Genomic DNA, 20,231 nt, shown 5'->3' on the forward strand with positions numbered 1-20,231 from the left:
TTGTCCGAACGCAGGTTCAGCGACACCTGCAGGGCGCGAATCAATCGTGTCATGGCACAGCTCCTTGTGGTTCCGTTGATGGTTGCTGCGGTGCCGGGTTCAGTGGCCGGCAGCGCCGTTCTAGCACGCAGGCCCGCGCGGGCGGGTCAATGCGCTGTCAAGGCCCTGCTGAATACGCCGCGGCGACCGGCGGATACCGCCAGCGCGCGCACAGCCATGAACAGGCAATCCGTGCGATGCTCCATGAAACCGTTTTCATGGAATGGAGGGATTCCACGATGTTGTCGCGTTTCCGTCGCCCTGTACTGTCTGCGCTGCTGGCGCTTGCCCTGCCTGCGACCAGCGCCTGGGCCGCAGCCCCCGCGCCGTTGAAGGTGATGTCGTTCAATGTGCGCACCCCGGCCGATACCGAGCCGGGCAAGCGCTGGCCCGACCGTCGCGACGCGATGGTGAAGGTCATCCTCGATGCGCACCCGGCGGTGATCGGCACCCAGGAACTGGTGCAGGAGCAGGCCGAGTACCTGGCAGGACACCTCCCCGGCTACCGTTGGTTCGGCGAGGGCCGCCGCGGCGGCAGCGGCGACGAGCACATGGGCGTGTTCTACGACAGCAAGGTGCTGGCGATCGAGGAATCAGGCAACTTCTGGTTGTCCGATACACCCGATGTGCCCGGCAGCATCACCTGGGGCAACCTGTATCCACGCATGGTCACCTGGGCGCTGTTCCGCCGCATCGACGACGGCCGCCGCTTCTACTTCATGAACACCCACCTGCCCTACCGCGACGAAGACGAGCCGCGGCGGGTCAAGGGTGCCGAACTGATCGGCAAGCGCGTGGCCAACCTGCCGGCCGATCTGCCCGTCGTGCTGACCGGCGACTTCAACAGCGAACCCGGCGGCGACACCTACAAGGCATTCACCCGCGTGCTGCAGGACACCCGTACCCAGGTGAAGGCTCCGCAGGGCCCGCGGCTGACCTTCCACGATTTCACCGGCAAGGCCACCGTGCAGCTGGACTGGGTCCTGGTGCGCGGCTTCCATGCGCGCAGCTTCCTGACCGATGACCGCCGCATCGGTGGCGTGCTGCCATCGGATCATTTCCCGCTGGTGGTCGAACTGGACTGGCCCAGGCACTGAGCAGCCACGGCAGCCGCCGCTACGGCGGTGGCTGCCGCGACAGCAGGCGATACAGCGCCTGATGCTGGTCGCGCGCCTGGCAGATGCGGGCCCCGATCGCCAGGAACACGGCCACGCCAATCAGGCCCAGCCCCAACATCGAATCCTGCAGGCGCAGGAAACCGACCGCCGCCGCCATCGTCGCCAGCACCAGCAGCACCACGACCGCCACTGACAGACCCGCACCGGGTGGACCCGGATCGCCGAACAACATCCGTTGGGTATCCCGCCTTCCATCCGCCATCGCCTGTCCTCCCGAGTGCCTGACCCACTTGTTACACGTCGGGCCGGCATTCCGGCAGAGTCAGAAACGTCACGAAGGTGAAGATGTACGCGGAACGCATCGCGTTACCCTGCCTCCTCCCCCGAACTGCGGAGCAGGACATGGCCCACCAGAGCCGGCTGGCTGGATTCATCATCGACTGCCAGGACCTTCCCGCCGACGCAGGTGCCGGCTTCTGGGCCGCCGCGCTCGGCCTGCAGGCACAGGCGGCGCGTGTCGAAGGGGGCGCCGAGTATGCCGACCTGCTGGGTGCACCGGCGGGCTTGAACGTGGAAGTCCAGCGGGTCGATCACCCGTCACGGGTGCACCTGGACATCGAGAGCGACGACATCGATGCCGAGGCCGACCGCCTGGAGAAGCTCGGCGCGCGCCGGATAGGCTTCGTCAAACGCTGGTGGGTGATGGAAGCACCGACCGGCCATCGCTTCTGCATCGTGCGCATGCGCGAGCGCGAGGTGCCGGCCAATCAGTGGCCCTGAAAGCAGGAGGGGACGGAAGCCACTGCCTCCGTCCCCTGCGGTTACTGCACCTGCGCCACGCTCGGTTGCTGCGGTGATTGCCCCCAGCCGCCCAGCGCCTTGTACACGCCCACCACGCTGACATTGACTTCGGACTCGGCCGCCGCCAGGGCGTCATCGGCCGCCAACTGCGTGCGCTGCGCATCCAGCAGGGTCAGGAAGTCTTCCGAGCCTTCGCGATAGCGGATCTGTGCCAGTGATTCGGCACGCCGTGCGGCCTGTGCCTGCTCGACCACGATCGCCAGCCGTGCCTGCTGCTTGGAATAGCGGGTCAGCGCGTTCTCGGTATCTTCCAGCGCCAGCAGCACGGCCTGCTCGTACTGCGCGGCCACGCCTTCGGCTTCAGCCTTGCTGGCACGCAGGCGTGCACGCACGGTACCGAAGTCGAATGCTGCCCAGCTCAGCGACGGGGTCAGCGACCAGGCCTTGTTGTTGCCATTGACCAGGCCACTGGCATCGCCGCCGAGGAACCCGACGAAGCCGGACAGCGACAACCGCGGGAACAGGTCCGCGGTGGCCACGCCCACGCGTGCGGTCGCAGCGGCCAGGCGACGCTCGGCCACGCGCACGTCGGCGCGCTGGCGCAGCAGTTCGCGGGTATCGCCCAGCGGCAGCGCCTTGGCGAAGGCCGGCACGTCGTGCGGCGCGAGCATGTCGGTCAGCACTTCCGGGCGCTGGCCGAGCAGCACGGCCAGCCGGTTGCGCGACTGCGCCTCGGCCACTTCCAGCAACGGGATGTCGGCCTCGATCGCCTTCAGGCGGGCGCGGCTGCTCTGCACATCCAGCTCGCTTCCCGCGCCCAGTTCCCAGCGCGCCTCGGTCAGCTTCTGCGTATCGCGCAGGTTTTCCAGCGTGTGCTGGGCCACCGCGATGCGCTTCTGCGTTCCGCGCAGCTCGAAGTAATTGCGTGCCACTTCGGCGGCGACCAGTACCTGCGCATCGGCCAGGTTGGCCTGCTCGGCACCGAGGTCGGCGCGTGCGGCCTCAGCGGCACGGCGCTTGCGGCCGAACAGATCCAGCTCCCAGCCGGCGTCGAAGCCGAGCTGGTAGCTTTCACTGAACACCCGCTGCCCACCCAGCTGCGGATCGGGTTGCTTGCGGCGGTCGTAGCTGCCGCCAGCGGTGATGTGCGGCGCCTGGTCGAAACGGCTTTCGACGAACACCGCGCGGGCCTGGCTGACGCGGGCCACGGCCACGCGCAGGTCCAGGTTGTCCGACAGGGCGCCATGCACCAGCTGTTCCAGCACCGGATCATCGAACTGCGCCCACCAGCTGGCCACCGGCGAAACGGTGCTGAAGACCGGCTGCTGTGCGCTCTGCAGGACCACCGGTTCCTGCACCGGGGCCTTGTAGTTCGGGCCGACGCTGACACAGCCTGCCAGCACCAGGCTGGAGACGGCCATCGCCAACGTGCGGATCACCATGGCAGCACCTCGCCCAGGTAGGTGAAGCTGCCGCTGGCACCGGATTCGCCGATCAGCGCCATCTGCACGCTGGAGCGCGCGCCTTCGGCGATTTCGATTTCGCCGTTGCCGCCGTTCATGTCGGTCTTCACGTAACCCGGATGCACGGTATTGACCTTGATCGGGGTGTTGCGCAGCTCGTAGGCCAGGCTCAGGGTCCAACTGTTCACCGCGGCCTTGGACGCGTTGTAGGCGGGAATCTTGAAGTGGTAGATGCCCGATGAGGGATCCGCGTGCAGGGTCTGCGAGCCGAGCATGCTCGACACGTTGACGATGCGCCCGGACTTGGCCTGCTTGACCAGCGGCAGGAATGCCTGGGTTACTGCGACCAGCGCATACACGTTGGTGTCGAAGGTACGCTTCCAGGTGTCGAGCGACTGCTCCGACGGCGCCTGCGCCGGGTTCTCGATCATGATGCCGGCATTGTTGACCAGGATGTCGAGGCGGCCGTGACGCTGGCGCACCTGCTCGACCGCTTCGGCGATGCTGGCCGCGTCGGTCACGTCCAGTTGCAGGGCTTCGACCGGCAGGCCTTCAGCCTGCAGCTTCAGTGCCAGCTCCACCGCCGTATCGCGCTTGCGACCGGCCAGCAGCGTATGCACACCTGCCTGGGCCAGCTGGCGCACGGTTTCCAGGCCGATGCCACGGGTGGCGCCGGTGACCAGCGCGATCTTGTTCTGATGGGTATTCATGGATGCATGCCTTGTGGGTGGAAAGCCGCCGCCGGCCAGTGACCGGCGGCGACGGGGTTCCATGTCAGTGGTGGATGGTCGGCTCGCCGTGCTGCACCAGCTGGCCACCGCCGTTGCGGGTGACGAACTTGCGCAGGGCCACGTAGAACACCGGGGTGAGGAACAGGCCGAACAGGGTCACGCCCAGCATGCCGGCGAACACGGTGATACCGGTCACCGAGCGCACCTCGGCACCCGCGCCGTGCGACAGCACCAGCGGCACGGTACCGGCGATGAAGGCGATGGAGGTCATCACGATCGGGCGCAGACGCAGGCGGCAGGCTTCCAGCGCGGCTTCAACGATGCCCTTGCCGCCCATCTCCAGCTCTCTGGCGAATTCGACGATCAGGATCGCGTTCTTGCACGCCAGGCCCATCAGCACCACCAGGCCGACCTGCACGAACACGTTGTTGTCGCCACCGGTCAGCCACACGCCGAACAGCGCGGACAGCAGGGTCATCGGCACGATCAGGATCACCGCCAGCGGCAGCGACCAGCTCTCGTACAGCGCGGCCAACACCAGGAAGGCCAGCATGATCGCCACCGGGAACACGATGAAGGCCGCCTTGCCCTGGGTCGCCTGCTGGTAGCTCAGGTCGGTCCATTCGGTGGTCATGCCCACCGGCAGCACCTTGCCGGCGATCTCGGTCAGCTTGTTCATCGCCTCGGCCGACGACAGCAGGCGCGGGTCAGCCTCACCGGCCAGGTCTGCTGCCGGATAGCCATTGAAGCGCAGCACCGGGTCCGGGCCGAAGGTCTGCTTGATGGTGACCATCGAACCGATCGGCACCATTTCGCCGCGGTCGTTGCGGGTACGCAGCTTGCCGATGTCCTCGACCGTCTCGCGGAACGGACCGTCGGCCTGGGCGATCACCTGCCAGGTACGGCCGAACTGGTTGAAGTCGTTGACGTAGGCCGAACCGAGGTAGGTCTGCAGGGTGTCGAACAGCTCGGTGAGCTGCACGCCCTGCGCCTTGGCCTTGACGCGGTCCACTTCGGCATCCAGCTGCGGCACGTTGGCCTGGTAGCTGCTGATCGGGAAGGCCATGCCCGGCGTCTGCGCAACGGTGCCCTGCATTGCCTGCACCGCATTCTGCAGCGCGCCGTAACCCAGGTTGCCACGGTCCTCGATGAACATCTGGTAGCCGTTGCCGTTGCCCAGGCCGAGGATCGGCGGCGGCATCATCGCGAACGCGAAGCCTTCCTGCAGGCCGGCGATCTTCTGGTTGATCTCGGCATTGATCTGTGCGGCGGTGCGGCCATGGCGCTCGGCGAACGGCTTGAGCGGGATGAACGCCACACCGGTGTTCGGCGTGTTGGTGAACTGCAGCGCGTTCAGACCCGGGAACGAGATGGTGTGGGCCACGCCATCGGTTTCCTGGGCGATCTTGGCGACCTTGCGCAGCATTTCATCGGTGCGCGCGATCGACGAACCTTCCGGCAGCTTTACACCGGCGATCAGGTACAGCTTGTCCTGGGTCGGGATGAAGCCCGGCGGCACCAGCTTGAAGATCACGCCGGTACCGACCAGCAGGATCGCGTAGACCACGAACACCGCGCCACGACGGCCGAGGATGCGGGCCACGCCACGCTCGTACTTCTCCGAGCTGGACTTGAAGAAGCGGTTGAACGGACGGAACACCCAGCCGAACAGGCGGTCGATCAGGCGGCTCGGCGCATCCTTCGGAGCACCATGGGCTTTCAGCAGACGCGCGGCCAGGGCCGGCGACAGGGTCAGCGAGTTGATCGCCGAGATCACCGTGGAGATGGCGATGGTGACTGCGAACTGCTTGTAGAACTGGCCGGTGACGCCGGACAGGAAGGCCATCGGCACAAACACGGCACACAGCACCAGCGCGATCGCCACGATCGGGCCGGACACTTCACGCATGGCCTGGTGGGCCGCAGCGGTGGGTGACAGGCCTTCCTCGATGTTGCGCTCGACGTTCTCCACCACCACGATCGCGTCGTCGACCACGATGCCGATCGCCAGCACCAGGCCGAACAGGCTCAGCGTGTTGATCGAGAAGCCCAGCAGGTACAGCGCGGCGAAGGTACCCACCACCGACACCGGCACCGCGATCAACGGGATGATCGAGGCACGCCAGGTCTGCAGGAACAGGATCACCACCAGCACCACCAGGGCGATGGCTTCCAGCAGCGTGGAGACCACGGCCTTGATCGAGTCGCGCACGAAGATGGTGGTGTCATACACCGCTTCGTACTTCACGTCGGCCGGCATGGTCTTCTGCATCTCGTCCATCGTCGAGATGACCTGGTCACGAATCTCCAGCGCATTCGCACCGGGCGACTGGAAGATACCGATACCGACCGCGTTCTTGCCATCCAGCTGCGAGCGCAGGGTGTAGTCACCGGCACCCAGTTCAAGGCGGGCCACGTCGGCCAGGCGCACGATCTCGCCATCGGTGCCGCTCTTGAGCACGATGTCGCCGAATTCCTTTTCGCTCTTCAGGCGGCCCTGGGCGTTGATCAGGGTCAGGAACTGGCTGTTCGGCAACGGTTCGGCGCCGAGCTGGCCCGCCGAAACCTGCACGTTCTGCTCGCGCATGGCACGCACCACGTCGCTGGCGGTCAGGCCACGCGAAGCCACCTTGTCCGGGTCCAGCCAGGCACGCATGGCGTAGTCGCCGCCACCGAAGATCTGCGCGTCACCCACGCCCGGAATACGCGCCAGCGCATCCTTGACGTGCAGGCGGGCGTAGTTGCGCAGGTACAGGGTGTCGTACTTGCCTTGCGGCGAGGTCAGGTGCACCACCATCAGGAAGGTTGGCGACTGCTTCTGCGTAGTCACGCCCTGCCGGCGCACGTCCTCGGGCAGGCGCGCCTGCGCCTGCGCCACGCGGTTCTGCACCATCACCGCCGCCGCGTCCGGATCGGTACCGGGGCGGAAGGTGACGGTCATCTGCAGCACGCCGTCCGAGCCGGCAACCGACTTCAGGTACATCATGCCTTCGACGCCGTTGATCGCTTCTTCAAGCGGCGTGGCGACGGTCTCGGCAATGACCTTGGGGTTGGCGCCCGGATACACCGTGCGCACGACCACCGACGGCGGCACCACTTCGGGGTACTCGCTGATCGGCAGGATTGGAATCGTGATCAGGCCTGCGGCGAAGATCACGATCGACAGCACCGCCGCGAAGATCGGCCTGTCGATGAAGAAACGGGAAAAGTCCATGGAGGAATTCCTGGGAAAGGCGTCCGGCGGGCAACAGCCACCCTGCCCCTCGCCGGGATGACGAAGGCAGGGAAGGCTGCCGCTGGCGCCGGCAGCTAAGCGGGGACGCGGATCAGGAGCCGGCGGATCAGTGGTTCAGGGCGGCGGTGGCATCGCGGCCCGGTGCCGGCGCAGCCTGCGGCTGCATCGCCACGGCCTTGGCCTGCACCGGCATGCCCGGCATGAAGACCTTCTGCACGCCGTCGATGATCACCTTGTCGCCGGCGGCAAGGCCGTGCTCGACAATGCGCAGGCCGTCGGCGGTGCGGCCGAGCTGGATGTCGCGGCGCTGGGCCTTGCCATCCTTGTCTACCACGTAGACGTACTTGCGGTCCTGGTCGGTCAGCACGGCCTTGTCATCGATCAGCATGGCCTGGAACTGGCCGCTGCCAAGCAGCTGCACGCGGGCGAACAGGCCCGGCGTGAACTGGCGGTCGGCGTTGTCCAGCAGCGCACGGACGCGGATGGTGCCGGTGCTGCGGGCCACCTGGTTGTCGAGGAAGTCGACCTTGCCCGCATGCGGGTAGCCCTCTTCGCCGGACAGGCCGACCTTCACCGGCAGCGCGCTGTCACGCTCGCTGGGGCGCTCGCCCTTGCGTGCCATCTGTGCATAGCGCAGGAAGGTGCTTTCGTCGGCATCGAAGTAGACGAACACGGTATCCAGCGAGACCAGCGTGGTCAGCACGCTGGCGCTGTCGCCGGCGGTGACCAGGTTGCCGGCGGTGACCATCGCGCGGCCGGCACGGCCATCGATCGGTGCACGCACCTTGGTGAACTCCAGGTTGAGGCGGGCTGCATCCAGCGCCGCCTGCGCGGCCTGCACGGCGGCGCCGGACTGGTCGGCAGCCGCGCGGCGCTGCTCGGCGGTCTCGGTGGAGATCGCCTGCTGCTCGGACAGCCGCTTGGCACGCTCGGACTCGCTGCGGGCCAGCGTGGCCTGGGTGCGGGCGCGGGCCAGCTCGGCGGCCGCGCGATCGTACTCGGCCTGGTAGCTGCGCGCGTCGATGGTGAAGAGCACTTCGCCCTTCTTCACTTCCTGGCCTTCGACGTAGTTGACCTTGTCGATGTAGCCGGACACGCGCGGGCGCAGTTCAACGCTCTGCACCGCTTCGACGCGGCCGCTGAACTCGTCCCACTGGCTGACCTGCTTGACCAGCACCGGCGCGGCGCTGACCTGCGGCGGCGGCGGAGCACCGGCCTCTTCGGCATGGCCGCCGCTGCAGGCCGCAAGCACGGCCGCGGCGAGGATCGACACGCCGACCATCGCGATGCGATGGCCGAAACGATGTGGGGTGGTATTGGGGGAAGTCATGGCATGCATCCGTACGGAGGGGTGGTACAGCTATATGAGAACGTGTTGCAAAAATCGGCGGCGCATACTGCGACCTCAACCATGGTCGAGGTCAAGCGATGCCCGCGGTATCGCGCCACAGTGGAGGGACATCCAGGTGCAGCAGGCCGCGCGGCAGTTCGGCATCGCTGCTGTCGCAGCGGACGATGGCGCGGTTGTCGCGGCAGCCGTCCAGCAGGGAGACCACACGACGACCGACCAGCAACGAGCTTGGCCACTCGATGCACGCATTGGCCGCGTTGGCCGGGGTGCACACCGGACTGCAGACTTCCAGCATCTGCGCGCGCACACCCAGTGCCTGCGCTTCCTGGTGCACCACCTGCGCGTACATGCGCAGCGCGGCGGTGGTGATCGAGGTCTCGCCGTAGCCCGCCCAGGGCTTGGCGTTGGCGGGGCTGCCGATCATCACGTAGCGGCGTGCATGCACGTTGTCCTGCAGCAGTGGCAGCAGGTGACGCACCGCGTGCACGTGCGGCATCAGGTCGGCCTGCATCGCCCCCAACAGCTCATCGCCATTGCGGTCGGTCACCCGGCCGCGACGGTAGGGGCCACCCATTGCGGCGATGACCGCCGCCAGCGGACGCGGGCGCTGCGCGATGCGTTCGGCCAAGGCACGTGCCGAGCCGTCATCGCTGAGCGAGCCCAGCAGCGTCTCCAGGCCGGGCTCGTCGGCGAACTGCTCATGCAGCGCCGCCAGCCGACCCGGGTCGCGGCCAACCACCAGCACCGGGCTGCCGGCTTCCAGCAATGCGCCGACCACGCCCTGGCCGACGGCACCGGTGCCGCCGAGGACCAGGACTTCGGGCGTCAGTATCCCATTCACGGGACATTTCCTCCCAAATCCGGGATAGTCCCGATCCGGCGCAGCCGGTCACCCTTGTGCGGGGCCAGGCGGATGGCACCGCCACGCTGCTGACGCATGGGCGCGGTAAACTCACGAAAGTCCTTGTGTACCAAGGAACTCGGACGGGCTTCGACGGTCATCGCCAGGTCCAGGGTGTTCTGGCCGACATGCCGGAAGCGGGCAAGAATGTTGCGCAGGCTCATGGCGAGGGGGCTCCATTTCACGAATGGCGCCACGATAGACCTCAAACCTTTACTTGATTAGTCCTGATTAAGGGGAATAATCATCCCGCTCCCGGTCCAATCGTTCTGTCACGATTGGCCCATCCCCGACGTCCAGGATCCCCGACCATGTCCCACGATCTCAACGAGACGCTGATCTTCGTCAAGGTGGTCGAGCAAGGCAGTTTCATTGCCGCTGCCAAATCGCTCGGCCTGCCCAAGACCACGGTCAGCCGCAAAGTGCAGGAGCTGGAAACGCGCCTGGGCGCGCGGCTGCTGCACCGGACCACCCGCCGCCTCGGCCTGACCGAAGCCGGCTCGATCTACCACGAGCATTGCCAGCGCATCGCGCGCGAGCTGGAAGAAGCCGAAAGCGCGGTGAGCCAGTTGCAGTCCGGCCCGCGCGGCTGGCTGCGCTTCACCGTGCCCTATTCGATCGGCATCACCTGGATCGCCCCGCTGCTGGGCCAGTTCCATGCGCAGTATCCGGAAATCCGCCTGGACATGCACATGGGCAACGAGAAGCTGGACCTGATTGCCGGCGAAGCGGATCTGGCGCTGCGTGTGGGCGCCCTGCCCGATTCCAACCTGGTCGCGCGCAAGCTGGGCAGCCTGCGCACGCAGGTGTTCGCCAGCCCGGCCTACATCGAGCGCTATGGTGAGCCGCTGCATCCGGAAGAACTGCAGTTCCATCGCATCCTGGCGATGCGCAAGCCGTATCACACTGGCAATTCACCGCGCTTCACCTGGCAGCTGGGCGAGAACGGCGGCGAGCTGCGTGACTTCCCGGTCACCCCGCTGATGACCGCCAACGACATGTCTGCGCTTAATGGTGCACTGGTGTGTGGCGAAGGCCTGCTGCTGACCGGTGATGTGATGGCCAAGCCGTTCGTCGAGTCCGGCATGGTACGGCGCGTGCTGGCCGGCTGGACCGGCCCGGAAGTGGACTTCAACGCCGTGTTCGCCGGTGGCCGCCTGGTCTCGCCGAAGGTGCGGGCGTTCGTCGATTTCCTGGTGGAAAAGCTCAACTTCGACGCCAACTACATGCTGGCGCAGTGCCCGGGTGCGAAGCTGGCACAGCAGCAGAAGGCCCAGGAAGACGCGGCGTTGGAGAGCAGCGGCAAGCGCATCCTGGAGAAGGTCGCCGCCTCGGCGGTGTAACCGGCTTCTGTAGAGTCGAGCCATGCTCGACTGCGGTTGGAACGGCGCCGACCAAGGTCGGCATCTACCAGGAGATGAGTTGCGGCATTTCCTTCCGGCTGCGCCGGGCGTCCGGTAGATGCCGACCTTGGTCGGGGCCGTTCGGAGAAGCCGCGAACGGGAACGCTGTCGGTGTGCCGAGCAAGCTCGGCACCCACAAAAATGCCGCCTGCAAGGGCGGCATTTTCGTTCCGGCTGCGTGGCTCTCGGTAGATGCCGACCTTGGTCGGCGCCGTTCGGAGAAGCCGCAACCGGAAGCGCTATCGGCGTGCCGAGCAAGCTCGGCACCTACAGAAAATGCCGCCTGCAAGGGCGGCATTTTCGTTCCGGCCAGGCCGGAACAGCAACAACGCTACGCGTTATTGCTTGAGCGGAATCACGCGGATCTCGACGCGGCGGTTCTTGGCACGGCCGGCATCGGTGCTGTTGTCGGCAATCGGATACGACTTGCCGGCCCCCAGCGTTTCGATGCGCACGCTCTGCACGCCTTGGCCGATCAGGTACTGCGCCACCGAATCGGCGCGTTCCTTCGACAGGCGGTTGTTGACCGCGTCGCTGCCGATGCTGTCGGTGTGGCCCACCACTTCGATCATGGTCTGGTTGTACTCGCGCAGCGTACCGGCCACACCGTTGAGCGAGCCGTAGAACTGCGGCTTCAGGGTGGCCTTGCCGAAGTCGAAGGTGATGCCATCCGGCAGGTTCAGCATGATGTTGTCGCCCTGGCGCTGCACATCGATGCCGGTGTTGGCGGTGCGCTCGCGCAGCGCGCGTTCCTGGCGATCCTGGTACTGGCCGACGGCGGCGCCGCTGAGCGCACCGATACCGGCACCGATCAGCGCGTGCTGGCGCCGCTCGGTGGCGCTGTCACCGGTCAGCAGGCCGGCAGCCACACCGATGGCGGTACCGATCAGCGCGTTGCGGCCGGTACGGTTCTGCTGTTCGGTCGGGTTGCCGTACTGGTCGCTCTGCACATAGGAGCCGCCGGTGGCGCAGGCCGACAGGACGGCCGCACTCATCAGGGCCAGTGCGACGTTGCGGGTGGTGTTGCGGATCATGTGGTTCTCCTTGTTTTCCGGTCGGGTCGGCGGCTTACGGGCGCAGAGAGAATAAACAGCCCGATGCGATGTCGGGATGATGATCGGTCGCGGCAACAGGGCCGCGTTCAGCTAACTGACTGGAACGCTCAGCCCGCGCTTTACCCAGCCCCCGTCTGCCGGTAGGCGGCCAGCGCAGCATCGCGGCCGGCGGCCAGATCCACCAGCGGCGTACGCGGATAGCCCGGGGCATGCGCCGCCAGCAGCAGCGGATGCTGCCACGGCGCGAAGCGCGCTTTCACCGGCAGCGCCGCCAGTTCGGGCACCCAGCGGCTGATGTAGCGCGCCTGCGGGTCGAACTTCTCCGCCTGGGTGACCGGGTTGAACACCCGGAAGTACGGGGCCGCGTCGGCGCCGGTGCCTGCCACCCACTGCCAGCCCATCGTGTTGTTGGCCAGGTCGGCATCGACCAGGGTGTCCCAGAACCAGCGCGCGCCCTGCAGCCAGTGCGCACGCAGGTGCTTGCACAGGTAGCTGGCAACAATCATCCGTACCCGGTTGTGCATGTAACCGGTGTGCCACAGCTCGCGCAGGCCCGCATCGACGATCGGCACGCCGGTGTTGCCGCGCTGCCAGTCATGCAGTTGCGCTGCAGTGGGCGTGGCCCAAGGGAAGCGGTCGAAACGCGGATTGAGGTTGTCGGTCGGCGTCTTCGGGAAGTGATGCAACAGGTGGTAGGCGAAATCGCGCCAACCCAGTTGGCGCAGATAGCCGTCGATGTCGGCATCAGTGCCGGCACTGCGCAATCTCTCCAGCGCATGCGCGATGCGCCACGGTGCGATCTCGCCGAAATGCAGATGCGGCGACAGCCGCGAGGTGCCGACCCGGTCCGGCAGGTCACGCTGCTCGCGGTAACCGCGCAACGCGCCGTCCTCGAACACGGACAACGCCTCCAGCGCGCCGGCCTCGCCCGGCTGCCAGTGCTCCCAGAAGCCGGAATCCCAGTCCAGCGTGGGCGCCAGCCGCAGCTCGTCCAATGCGAGGCCGTCGACCGAGTGCGCGGTCAGTGCCTTCGGCGCGGCACTCAGCGTCGGCAGGCGCCAATGACTGAGTACGTTGCGCCAGTACGGAGTGAACACCTTGTACGGCTGACCCTGCTGTGTCGCGATGTCCCAGGGCTCGAACAACAGGCTGCCATTGCAGCTCTGTGCGTCGATGCCCTGCTCGCGCAGCGTGCGTTTGATGGTGGCGTCGCGTGCCTGGGTGGCCGGCTCGTACTTGCGGTTCCAGTACACCGCCTCGGCGCCGGTCTGCCCGATCAGCAACTGCAGGGCCGGCAGGCTGTCACCACTACGCAGCACCAGCGATGAACCGCGCGTGCGCAGGTCGGCGTCCAAGGCACCCAGTGAACGGTGGCGCCACGCATCGGAGGCCGCGCCAGGCACCCACTCGCCTTCCTCGTGCGGCGCGTGGAGATAGACCGGCACCACGTCGTGACCCGCATCCAGCGCGGCCTGCAGGGCCGGATTGTCCTGCAGCCGCAGATCACGGCGGAACCATACCAACGCTACCGACACATGCACCGCCTTCGTTGTGGAAGGCGGACATGATAGCCAGGGGCGGTGAAGGTGATGCGCGCGTCCGGCCACCCACCCACGGCGGGGTTCTAGCGCTTGAACCGCTGCATGGCCTCGCGGATCACTGACCGTGCCTCGGCGGCGTTGCCCCAGCCATTTAGCTGCACCGGGTTGCGCCCGGCCGGCAGGTCCTTGTAGACGCGGAAGAACGCTTCGATCCGCTGCCGTTCGGCCTCCGGCAGGTCCGCCAGGTCCCGGATACTGGCGTAGGTCGGGTCGACCTTGTCGGTCGGCACCCCGATGATCTTCTCGTCGTGCTCGCCGCCATCGATCATCTTCAGGTAACCGATCGGCCGGAAACGCACGATCACGCCCGGATGCAGCGGTTCGCGGGTCAACACCAGTGCATCCAGCGGATCGTTGTCGCCGGCCAGGGTGCGCGGCATCGAGCCGTAGTTGGCCGGATAGGCGACCGGCATCGACTGGAAGCGGTCCACGTGCACCAGGCCGTCTTCCTTGATCTCGTACTTGGTGAAGCTGCCGGCCGGGATCTCCACCGCCAGGTTCACCTCCTGCGGGGCCTGCGCCGGCTGGGCGACCAGGAAGGGATGCAGCACGGTATCGGCGGCGGTTACCGCACTGGCCAGCAACAGCAGGGACGCGCCGATGGCAGCCAATGGAATGATGCGGCGGGGTGTGGTCATCGGCGTCTCCTCATTCCCAGCAGCGGTCGGCGCGACCCTTGGCGGTCTGCGCGCGCGGGCAGTCGCGCGGAGCAATGCGGCCTTCGGTCAGCTCCGTGCGCTGCTTTCCACCCTTGGCATCACGACGCAATTCGAAGGCATCGTAAAGACGGCCGGTCACGGTGCGTGCTTCATAGCGCAGGTGCTGCGGGTCGATGTTCAGCACCTGGAACAGCTGGGTGTCCTCGGCCACCGGGTCCATCGTCCTGCGCGCTTCGTCGGAAAGGCGGTACTGCTTCGGTCCGGCCACGGTCACCACATACTGCGGCGTCGCGGCCTGCCCTTCGCCACGGCGGCCATAGGTGTGGTCATGGCCCTGCAGCACCAGATCGACGTTGTGGCGGCGTACCACCGGCAGCAGCACGTCACGCAACGCGGCGTTCTCGCGCCCTTCGCGCGGCGAGTAGAACGGCTGGTGCAGCAGCACGATGGTCCACGCCTGCCGATTGCCGGTCAGCACCTTGTCCAGCCACTGTGCCTGCGCCTTGGCGGTGCCGAGGTCGAGTGCCGATGTGCCATCGACCACGGCCACGCGCACGCCCTGCGCATCGAACCAGTAGCTGGTCTGCTGCGCGGCGGTGGCACCATTGCCCGGCAGCGCGAACGTCACCGGCCAGTGGCGGCCCAGCACGCGGCGCTCCTGCGGGGTGTCCTCGAATTCCTCGAAGTACTCGTGGTTGCCGATGGCCGGCGCCACCAGCGTTTCCTGCGCCAGCCAACTGGTCGCAGCGAACCACTCACCCCACTCGCTGTCATCCATGTTGTCGCCTCCGCTGACCAGGTCACCGGCAAACAGACTCATGCGCGCCTGCGGCGCAGCCTTCTGCGCGGCACGCACCACGCGGCTGACATGGCTGACGTTCTTGTTCTGGGTATCGCCGAAGTACAGCAGGGTCAGCGGCTGATCGGCGCTGGCCAGCGTGCGCAGCTGGTTCCAGGCGCTCCAGCTGCCATTGCCCTGCACACGGTAGACGTACTGGGTATCCGGCTGCAGGCCATCGATATCTGCCCGATGGTGGTGCGACAGACCGTTCTCGGTCTGCAGCGCGCGGGTCGTCGCACGCACCTGGCGGATGCCTTCAATGGCCGGCGAATCTGCGGCCAGCGCGATTTCCAGCAGCGGCGCCTGCACGCTGTCGTCGGTACGCCAGGCCACGGCGAACCCATGACTGGAATCAACCGCCGGCGAGGCGACGATGCGGTCCGGCACCGTCGTCGCCGCGTAGTGGCGGCTACCTGCCGGCACCTGGGTATTCGGTTCGGCCGCCGCGAACGACAGCGACGGCAGCGCCAGCAGCAGGCCCAGCGCTAGCGCGCGCATTACGCACTGCCCGCTCATGCGCCACACTCCAGCGGCAACGCCAGCTGCTTGGCGATGCTCTCCCAGTCGAAGGCCACCACGCCCTGGTCGTCATGTACTGCATACAGCGCACCGTGTGGGAAGCGCGCGCTGGGCTGCTGCATCATCCAGATGCCATCGGTGTTGGCCACGGTATTGCCCTGGAACGCGCCGACCGGCTTCAGCGTGTGCCGGTCGAACAGGTGGAACACGCTGCGCTGCTTGCCCTGTTCGGTGGTGATCCACCAGCCGTCCTTGCCGCAGGTGCGCAGGGTCACGCCTTCGGCCTGGGCCTTGAACACGTCGCGGCCAAAGGTGGTGCCAGTGAAGCGGCCCGCCAGGGTGTAGACCTTGAACTCGCTGGCGTAGCGCTCGTCCTCTTCGGCAATCAGCAGCCGGTCGTTCTCGGGGTCGCCCCAGATCGACTCGACCACGCGCAGTGCACCGGCCTCGGTGGTATCGCCGATGCTGGCCACCAGCTTCGCCTCGACCTTCGCGCCGTCGCGGGTCACATGGTACTGGCGCACGCGCTTGTCCAGCTCGGCCAGCGGCGGCAGGATGTCACGCCCCTGCGCATCCTCGCCGTTGTCCCAGGAATCGGTGACGTAGACGCTGTAGCCATCGGCACGGCGGTCGACCCACAGACCGTACGGCTTGCGCAGGTCGTCCGCAGCGAAGGTCGCCAGCGGCGCGAAGTCCGGCAGGCTCAGCACCTGCACGCGGTGATTGTCGCGCTCGACGATCCACAGCAGGTCGTCGGTCACCGCGATGCCGTTTGGGCGGTCGAACTGCCCCGGTGCGGTGCCGCTGCTGCCGACGTCACGCAGGTGCTGGCCGGTGCTGCCGTCGTAGACCACCAGCTTGTCGGTGGCCTTGGCGGTGGCGATCAGCCACAGCGCGCCGTCCGGCGCGCGCCAGGCCGCCGGCGAGTCGATGTTGTCGGCCGGGGTCATCGGTGACAGGAACGCTTCGGCGATGGTGCTCACCACGCGCTCGCCACTGGCGGCCGGCGCGGCCGCTCCCGCAACCGGATCGTTGCCGGTGGCCGGCGTGCAGCCGGCGACCAGCGTAGCCGCCAGCGCGGCGGCCAGGACAGTGACGCCACGCCCCATCACAGCGCCACCTTCAGGCCCAGCGCATAGGTGCGGCCGTACTCTTCCATCTGCAGGGTGCGCGAGCGGGTGCCCTGGTACAGCTCCAGCGGCTTGTCCAGCAGGTTCTGCGCTTCGAAGTACATGCTCACGCGCGGGGTGAACTTGTAGTCCAGCGAGAAATCGAGCTGGGTGTTGGGTGCCACGTAGATGTCGAATGCACGCCCCTTGCCGATGCTGTCCAGATACTCGCTGCGGTACACGGCCGCCAGACGCGTGCTTACACCGTACTTTTCATAGCCGATGTGTGCGCTGTATACATGCTTGGAAGCGCGCGGCAGGGTGAAGTCCTCGCCCTCACGTCCCTTGATGCCGGCATCGAACGTGGTGTCCAGCCAGGTGCCACTGGCACCGACCAGCAGGCCATCCAGGCCCTCCGGCAGGAAGGCCAGCTGCTGCTGCCAGTTGAACTCCGCGCCACGCACGGTGGCCTTGCGACCATTGATCGGCTGGGTCACGTCGAATCCACCGTAGGCCGGATCATTGGTCCGCACGGTCTCCACGATGTAGCCATCGATCGACTTGTGGAACAGTCCCAGCGAAACGATGCCGCTGCTGCCGATGTACTTCTCCACCGACAGGTCGATGTTCTTCGACTCGTACGGATCCAGTTCCGGGTTGCCCAGGCGCACTTCCTCGTCACCGCGGCTGTAACCCACGCGCGGCGAGACGTCGCCGAAGGACGGGCGCGATATGGTCTTGTTGGCCGAGGCGCGCAGCACCCAGTCATCGGCCGCGTCATAGCGCAGATGCAGGCCCGGCAGCACGTTGGTGTAGCTGCTGTTGGCCACGCGCGGGGTGACGGTGAAGCTGCGGCCGTTGGCGGCCACGTCCACCTGGTTGCCGACTGCCTTGAAGCGGGTGTTCTCCACGCGCACGCCGCCGATGATGCGCAGCGCGCCCACATCCCAGGTACCCATGGCATAGCTGGCGAAGATGTCCTCGCTGGCCACGTAATCCTCTTCCAGCGACGTCATCGCATTGCCGCCGACATCCTGCGGGCGGGCGCTGTACTGGCCACCATTGGCGGCCCAGAACGCGCGCATCGCAGCCGAGTCCATGCCATCCCCCATGTTGCCGTGGCGATGCTCCGGCGAAGAGGTGGTCCAGCTCGACAGCACCACCTTCGGGCCGACGCGCAGTTCGCGCTCATCGACATTCACGTCGCGGTCGCGCCAGCGGCCGAGCAGGCCGAACTTGATGCTGCTGCTGTCGCCGTCGAAGCGCACGTTGACCTGCGCGCTGTGTTCCTTGTCGTTCACCTGCTTGGGCGAAAGCACGACGCGGTCGAACGCGTAGTTGCCGTTGTCCAGCCACTGCGGGTTATCGAAGCTGTAGCTGGGCAGGCGGCTGCTCTGGTCCAGGGTGCCATTGAAGGCCTTGCCGTTGAGCTTGAAGCGCGCCTCCATCTCGTCGTTCACGCGCTCTTCGGTACGGGTGTAGCCGATCCGGTAATCGACCACGGCGTTGGTCAGCTTGTTCTCGCCACCAAGACTGGCCGCAAAGGTGTTCTCCTTCTTGGTGCGGTAGCGCATGCGCTTGTCGATCGAGTCCTTCGGCATGCCATCGAGCCGGTACTGGTCGGTGCCGGTCTTGACCATCTTCGCGTCGTCGAAGTTGAAGATCACGCGCTGGCGGGTCTCCGCATCGTCGAACTGGCTGTACAGCGTGCGCAGGTAGTACTTGCTGTCTTCGTTGGGGCGCCAGTCGAGGTTGAGGTTGGCACCGATGCGCTTGCGCTCGATCTCGTACTTGCGGTGCTGCAGGTTGATCGCGGTCACGTCACCGGGGGCGGCATCGTCCTCGCCGTCATATTCCACTTCGGTGTTGTCCGACTCGAACTTCCGCTTCTGGTAGTTCACGCCCAGCGCCACGCCGAACGTGTCGTTGAACACTTCGCTGTAGTTGAAGGCGGCCTTGGGGCTTGTCTCGCCGGACAGCTGCTGGTGGCTGCCCTCGATCTTGCCGCGCAGGCTGCGGCCGTCGCGGTCGAAGGCCGACGCCGATTCCACCAGCACGGCGCCGCCGATGGCATCACCGGGCATGTCCGGGGTCGGCGACTTGACCACGCGCAGGCGCTCGGTGGAGTCCGATGGGATCACGTCCAGCGGCGCGGCGCGGCTGGAATCTTCCGGCGTACCGATGGCGATGCCATCCACGCTGACGCTGTTGAGATTGGCATCCAGGCCGCGAATGACCACGAAGCGGCCTTCGCCCTGGTCGCGGGTCACGCTGACGCCCGGCAGGCGCTGCAGTGATTCGGCCACGTTCTTGTCCGGATACTGGCCCAGGGCATCGGAGGACACCGCGTCCTCGATGGCGTCGCTGCTGCGCTTGAGGTCGACCGCGCGGATCTGCGATTCGAGCTGGGCGCGCACTTCGATACGGTCCAGGTCGACCGCGTCGGCCGCCACGGTGCCGGTAGCGGCTACCGCCTGTTGCCCGGCAGCCTGCAGCGGTGCCGCGGCCCCCATCGCCAGGGTCAGGGTGATGGCAACGGCCAACGGAGTCTTGATATGCACTGGGAATCCCCATTCCTGTTAAGAATGGGTCTGCACGGTATGTCCGCAAGGTTGCATGGCCGTGACATGCGCCTGCACATTTCATGTACATCAGATCCAGGCCCGGTTTGGGGTTCGACACGCCAATCCGGCAAAATGGCCTCCTCTCTCCTTTTCCCCCTTCCCGACCATGAAGATCGTCGAAGTGCGCCACCCGCTGGTGCAGCACAAGATCGGCCTGATGCGCAACGCTGCGCTCAGCACCAAGGATTTCCGCGAACTGGCCAACGAGCTGGGTACGCTGCTGGCCTACGAGGCCACCGCCGACCTGGACACCGAGCCGCACACCCTGCCCGGCTGGGCCGGCCCGGTGACGGTGCAGCGTATTGCCGGCGCCAAGATCACCGTGGTGCCGATCCTGCGTGCCGGCCTGGGCATGCTCAGCGGCGTGCTGTCGCTGATCCCGGCGGCCCGTGTCAGCGTGGTCGGCCTGCAGCGCGACGAGGAAACCCTGCAGCCGGTGCCCTACTTCGAGCGCCTGACCGGCCGCCTGGAAGAGCGCGACGCGCTGATCCTGGACCCGATGCTGGCCACCGGCGGCACCCTGATCGCCACCATCGACATGCTCAAGCGTGCCGGTGCCCGCCGCATCAAGGGCATCTTCCTGGTGGCCGCGCCGGAAGGCATCGAAGCGGTCAAGGCCGTGCACCCGGACGTGGAGATCTACACCGCAGCCATCGATGCCCAGCTCAACGACAAGGGCTACATCCTGCCGGGCCTGGGCGACGCCGGCGACCGCATCTTCGGTACCCGCGTCGGTTGATCCGGTGAACCGGGGTCAGAGCCCTTTCACAGCGAAAGGGAT

General features: G+C 66.7%; 17 protein-coding genes. 4 read left to right on the forward strand and 13 right to left on the reverse strand.

Translation table 11 applies throughout. The annotated features are described in order from the left end of the window. Positions 1 to 278: 278 nt before the first annotated feature. The gene (locus AC5P8F_RS11640; protein WP_032959133.1) at positions 279 to 1,136 is read left to right on the forward strand and encodes an endonuclease/exonuclease/phosphatase family protein; all 858 of its coding nucleotides are present in this window, start codon (positions 279 to 281) and stop codon (positions 1,134 to 1,136) included. Between the two features lie 19 nt (positions 1,137 to 1,155). Here the strand turns inward: AC5P8F_RS11640 and AC5P8F_RS11645 are convergent, their stop codons facing one another. Further along, positions 1,156 to 1,419, reverse strand: a complete 264-nt coding sequence (locus tag AC5P8F_RS11645; RefSeq protein ID WP_032959134.1) for a hypothetical protein — start codon at positions 1,417 to 1,419, stop codon at positions 1,156 to 1,158. Positions 1,420 to 1,559: 140 nt separating this feature from the next. On the opposite strand from AC5P8F_RS11645, the gene AC5P8F_RS11650 reads away from it, so the two are divergent. Next, positions 1,560 to 1,937: a VOC family protein gene (locus AC5P8F_RS11650; RefSeq protein WP_014646791.1), complete on the forward strand. Its 378-nt coding sequence runs from the start codon at positions 1,560 to 1,562 to the stop codon at positions 1,935 to 1,937. A gap of 41 nt (positions 1,938 to 1,978) precedes the next feature. Here the strand turns inward: AC5P8F_RS11650 and AC5P8F_RS11655 are convergent, their stop codons facing one another. From AC5P8F_RS11655 to AC5P8F_RS11680, 6 genes are all read right to left on the reverse strand, one after another. Then, positions 1,979 to 3,400: an efflux transporter outer membrane subunit gene (locus tag AC5P8F_RS11655; RefSeq protein WP_014646790.1), complete on the reverse strand. Its 1,422-nt coding sequence runs from the start codon at positions 3,398 to 3,400 to the stop codon at positions 1,979 to 1,981. Next, positions 3,394 to 4,131: an SDR family oxidoreductase gene (locus AC5P8F_RS11660; protein ID WP_049439198.1), complete on the reverse strand. Its 738-nt coding sequence runs from the start codon at positions 4,129 to 4,131 to the stop codon at positions 3,394 to 3,396. The genes AC5P8F_RS11655 and AC5P8F_RS11660 overlap by 7 nt, the downstream gene beginning before the upstream one ends. 64 nt (positions 4,132 to 4,195) lie before the next feature. Next, complete coding sequence (locus tag AC5P8F_RS11665) at positions 4,196 to 7,366, reverse strand: efflux RND transporter permease subunit (RefSeq protein WP_495228222.1); 3,171 nt, start codon at positions 7,364 to 7,366, stop codon at positions 4,196 to 4,198. A 127-nt stretch (positions 7,367 to 7,493) separates the two neighbouring features. After that, positions 7,494 to 8,717 carry an efflux RND transporter periplasmic adaptor subunit gene (locus AC5P8F_RS11670; RefSeq protein ID WP_014646787.1) on the reverse strand — a complete coding sequence of 408 codons (1,224 nt, stop codon included), beginning with the start codon at positions 8,715 to 8,717 and terminating at the stop codon, positions 7,494 to 7,496. Positions 8,718 to 8,808: 91 nt separating this feature from the next. Next, positions 8,809 to 9,579, reverse strand: coding sequence for an SDR family NAD(P)-dependent oxidoreductase (locus AC5P8F_RS11675; RefSeq protein WP_014646786.1), 771 nt, complete (start codon positions 9,577 to 9,579; stop codon positions 8,809 to 8,811). After that, the gene (locus tag AC5P8F_RS11680) at positions 9,576 to 9,803 is read right to left on the reverse strand and encodes a hypothetical protein (protein WP_041863314.1); all 228 of its coding nucleotides are present in this window, start codon (positions 9,801 to 9,803) and stop codon (positions 9,576 to 9,578) included. Before AC5P8F_RS11680 ends, AC5P8F_RS11675 begins: the two co-directional genes overlap by 4 nt. A 147-nt stretch (positions 9,804 to 9,950) precedes the next feature. On the opposite strand from AC5P8F_RS11680, the gene AC5P8F_RS11685 reads away from it, so the two are divergent. Continuing rightward, positions 9,951 to 10,982: a LysR family transcriptional regulator gene (locus AC5P8F_RS11685; protein WP_032959145.1), complete on the forward strand. Its 1,032-nt coding sequence runs from the start codon at positions 9,951 to 9,953 to the stop codon at positions 10,980 to 10,982. A 398-nt stretch (positions 10,983 to 11,380) separates the two neighbouring features. On the opposite strand, the gene AC5P8F_RS11690 is transcribed toward AC5P8F_RS11685, so the two are convergent. The 6 genes from AC5P8F_RS11690 to AC5P8F_RS11715 form a co-directional block, all read right to left on the reverse strand. Further along, on the reverse strand, positions 11,381 to 12,076 hold the full coding sequence (locus AC5P8F_RS11690) for a YiaD family glycine zipper/OmpA-like lipoprotein (protein WP_014646784.1): 696 nt from the start codon (positions 12,074 to 12,076) through the stop codon (positions 11,381 to 11,383). 140 nt (positions 12,077 to 12,216) lie between these two features. After that, a complete protein-coding gene (locus tag AC5P8F_RS11695) occupies positions 12,217 to 13,632 on the reverse strand; it encodes a cryptochrome/photolyase family protein (protein WP_032959146.1) in 1,416 nt (471 codons plus the stop codon). A gap of 89 nt (positions 13,633 to 13,721) precedes the next feature. Further along, the gene (locus tag AC5P8F_RS11700; protein WP_014646782.1) at positions 13,722 to 14,336 is read right to left on the reverse strand and encodes an inorganic diphosphatase; all 615 of its coding nucleotides are present in this window, start codon (positions 14,334 to 14,336) and stop codon (positions 13,722 to 13,724) included. Between the two features lie 10 nt (positions 14,337 to 14,346). Next, positions 14,347 to 15,714 carry a purple acid phosphatase family protein gene (locus AC5P8F_RS11705; protein WP_014646781.1) on the reverse strand — a complete coding sequence of 456 codons (1,368 nt, stop codon included), beginning with the start codon at positions 15,712 to 15,714 and terminating at the stop codon, positions 14,347 to 14,349. Continuing rightward, complete coding sequence (locus AC5P8F_RS11710) at positions 15,711 to 16,826, reverse strand: NHL repeat-containing protein (RefSeq protein ID WP_049439193.1); 1,116 nt, start codon at positions 16,824 to 16,826, stop codon at positions 15,711 to 15,713. Before AC5P8F_RS11710 ends, AC5P8F_RS11705 begins: the two co-directional genes overlap by 4 nt. Continuing rightward, complete coding sequence (locus tag AC5P8F_RS11715) at positions 16,826 to 19,339, reverse strand: TonB-dependent receptor (RefSeq protein ID WP_495228231.1); 2,514 nt, start codon at positions 19,337 to 19,339, stop codon at positions 16,826 to 16,828. Before AC5P8F_RS11715 ends, AC5P8F_RS11710 begins: the two co-directional genes overlap by 1 nt. A 217-nt stretch (positions 19,340 to 19,556) precedes the next feature. Here AC5P8F_RS11715 and upp point away from each other — a divergent pair, with 217 nt between their 5' ends. Next, on the forward strand, positions 19,557 to 20,189 hold the full coding sequence (gene upp, locus AC5P8F_RS11720; RefSeq protein WP_005409099.1) for a uracil phosphoribosyltransferase: 633 nt from the start codon (positions 19,557 to 19,559) through the stop codon (positions 20,187 to 20,189). Positions 20,190 to 20,231 lie beyond the last annotated feature (42 nt).

It is taken from the genome of Stenotrophomonas sp. YJH_SMC_69 (assembly GCF_059370495.1).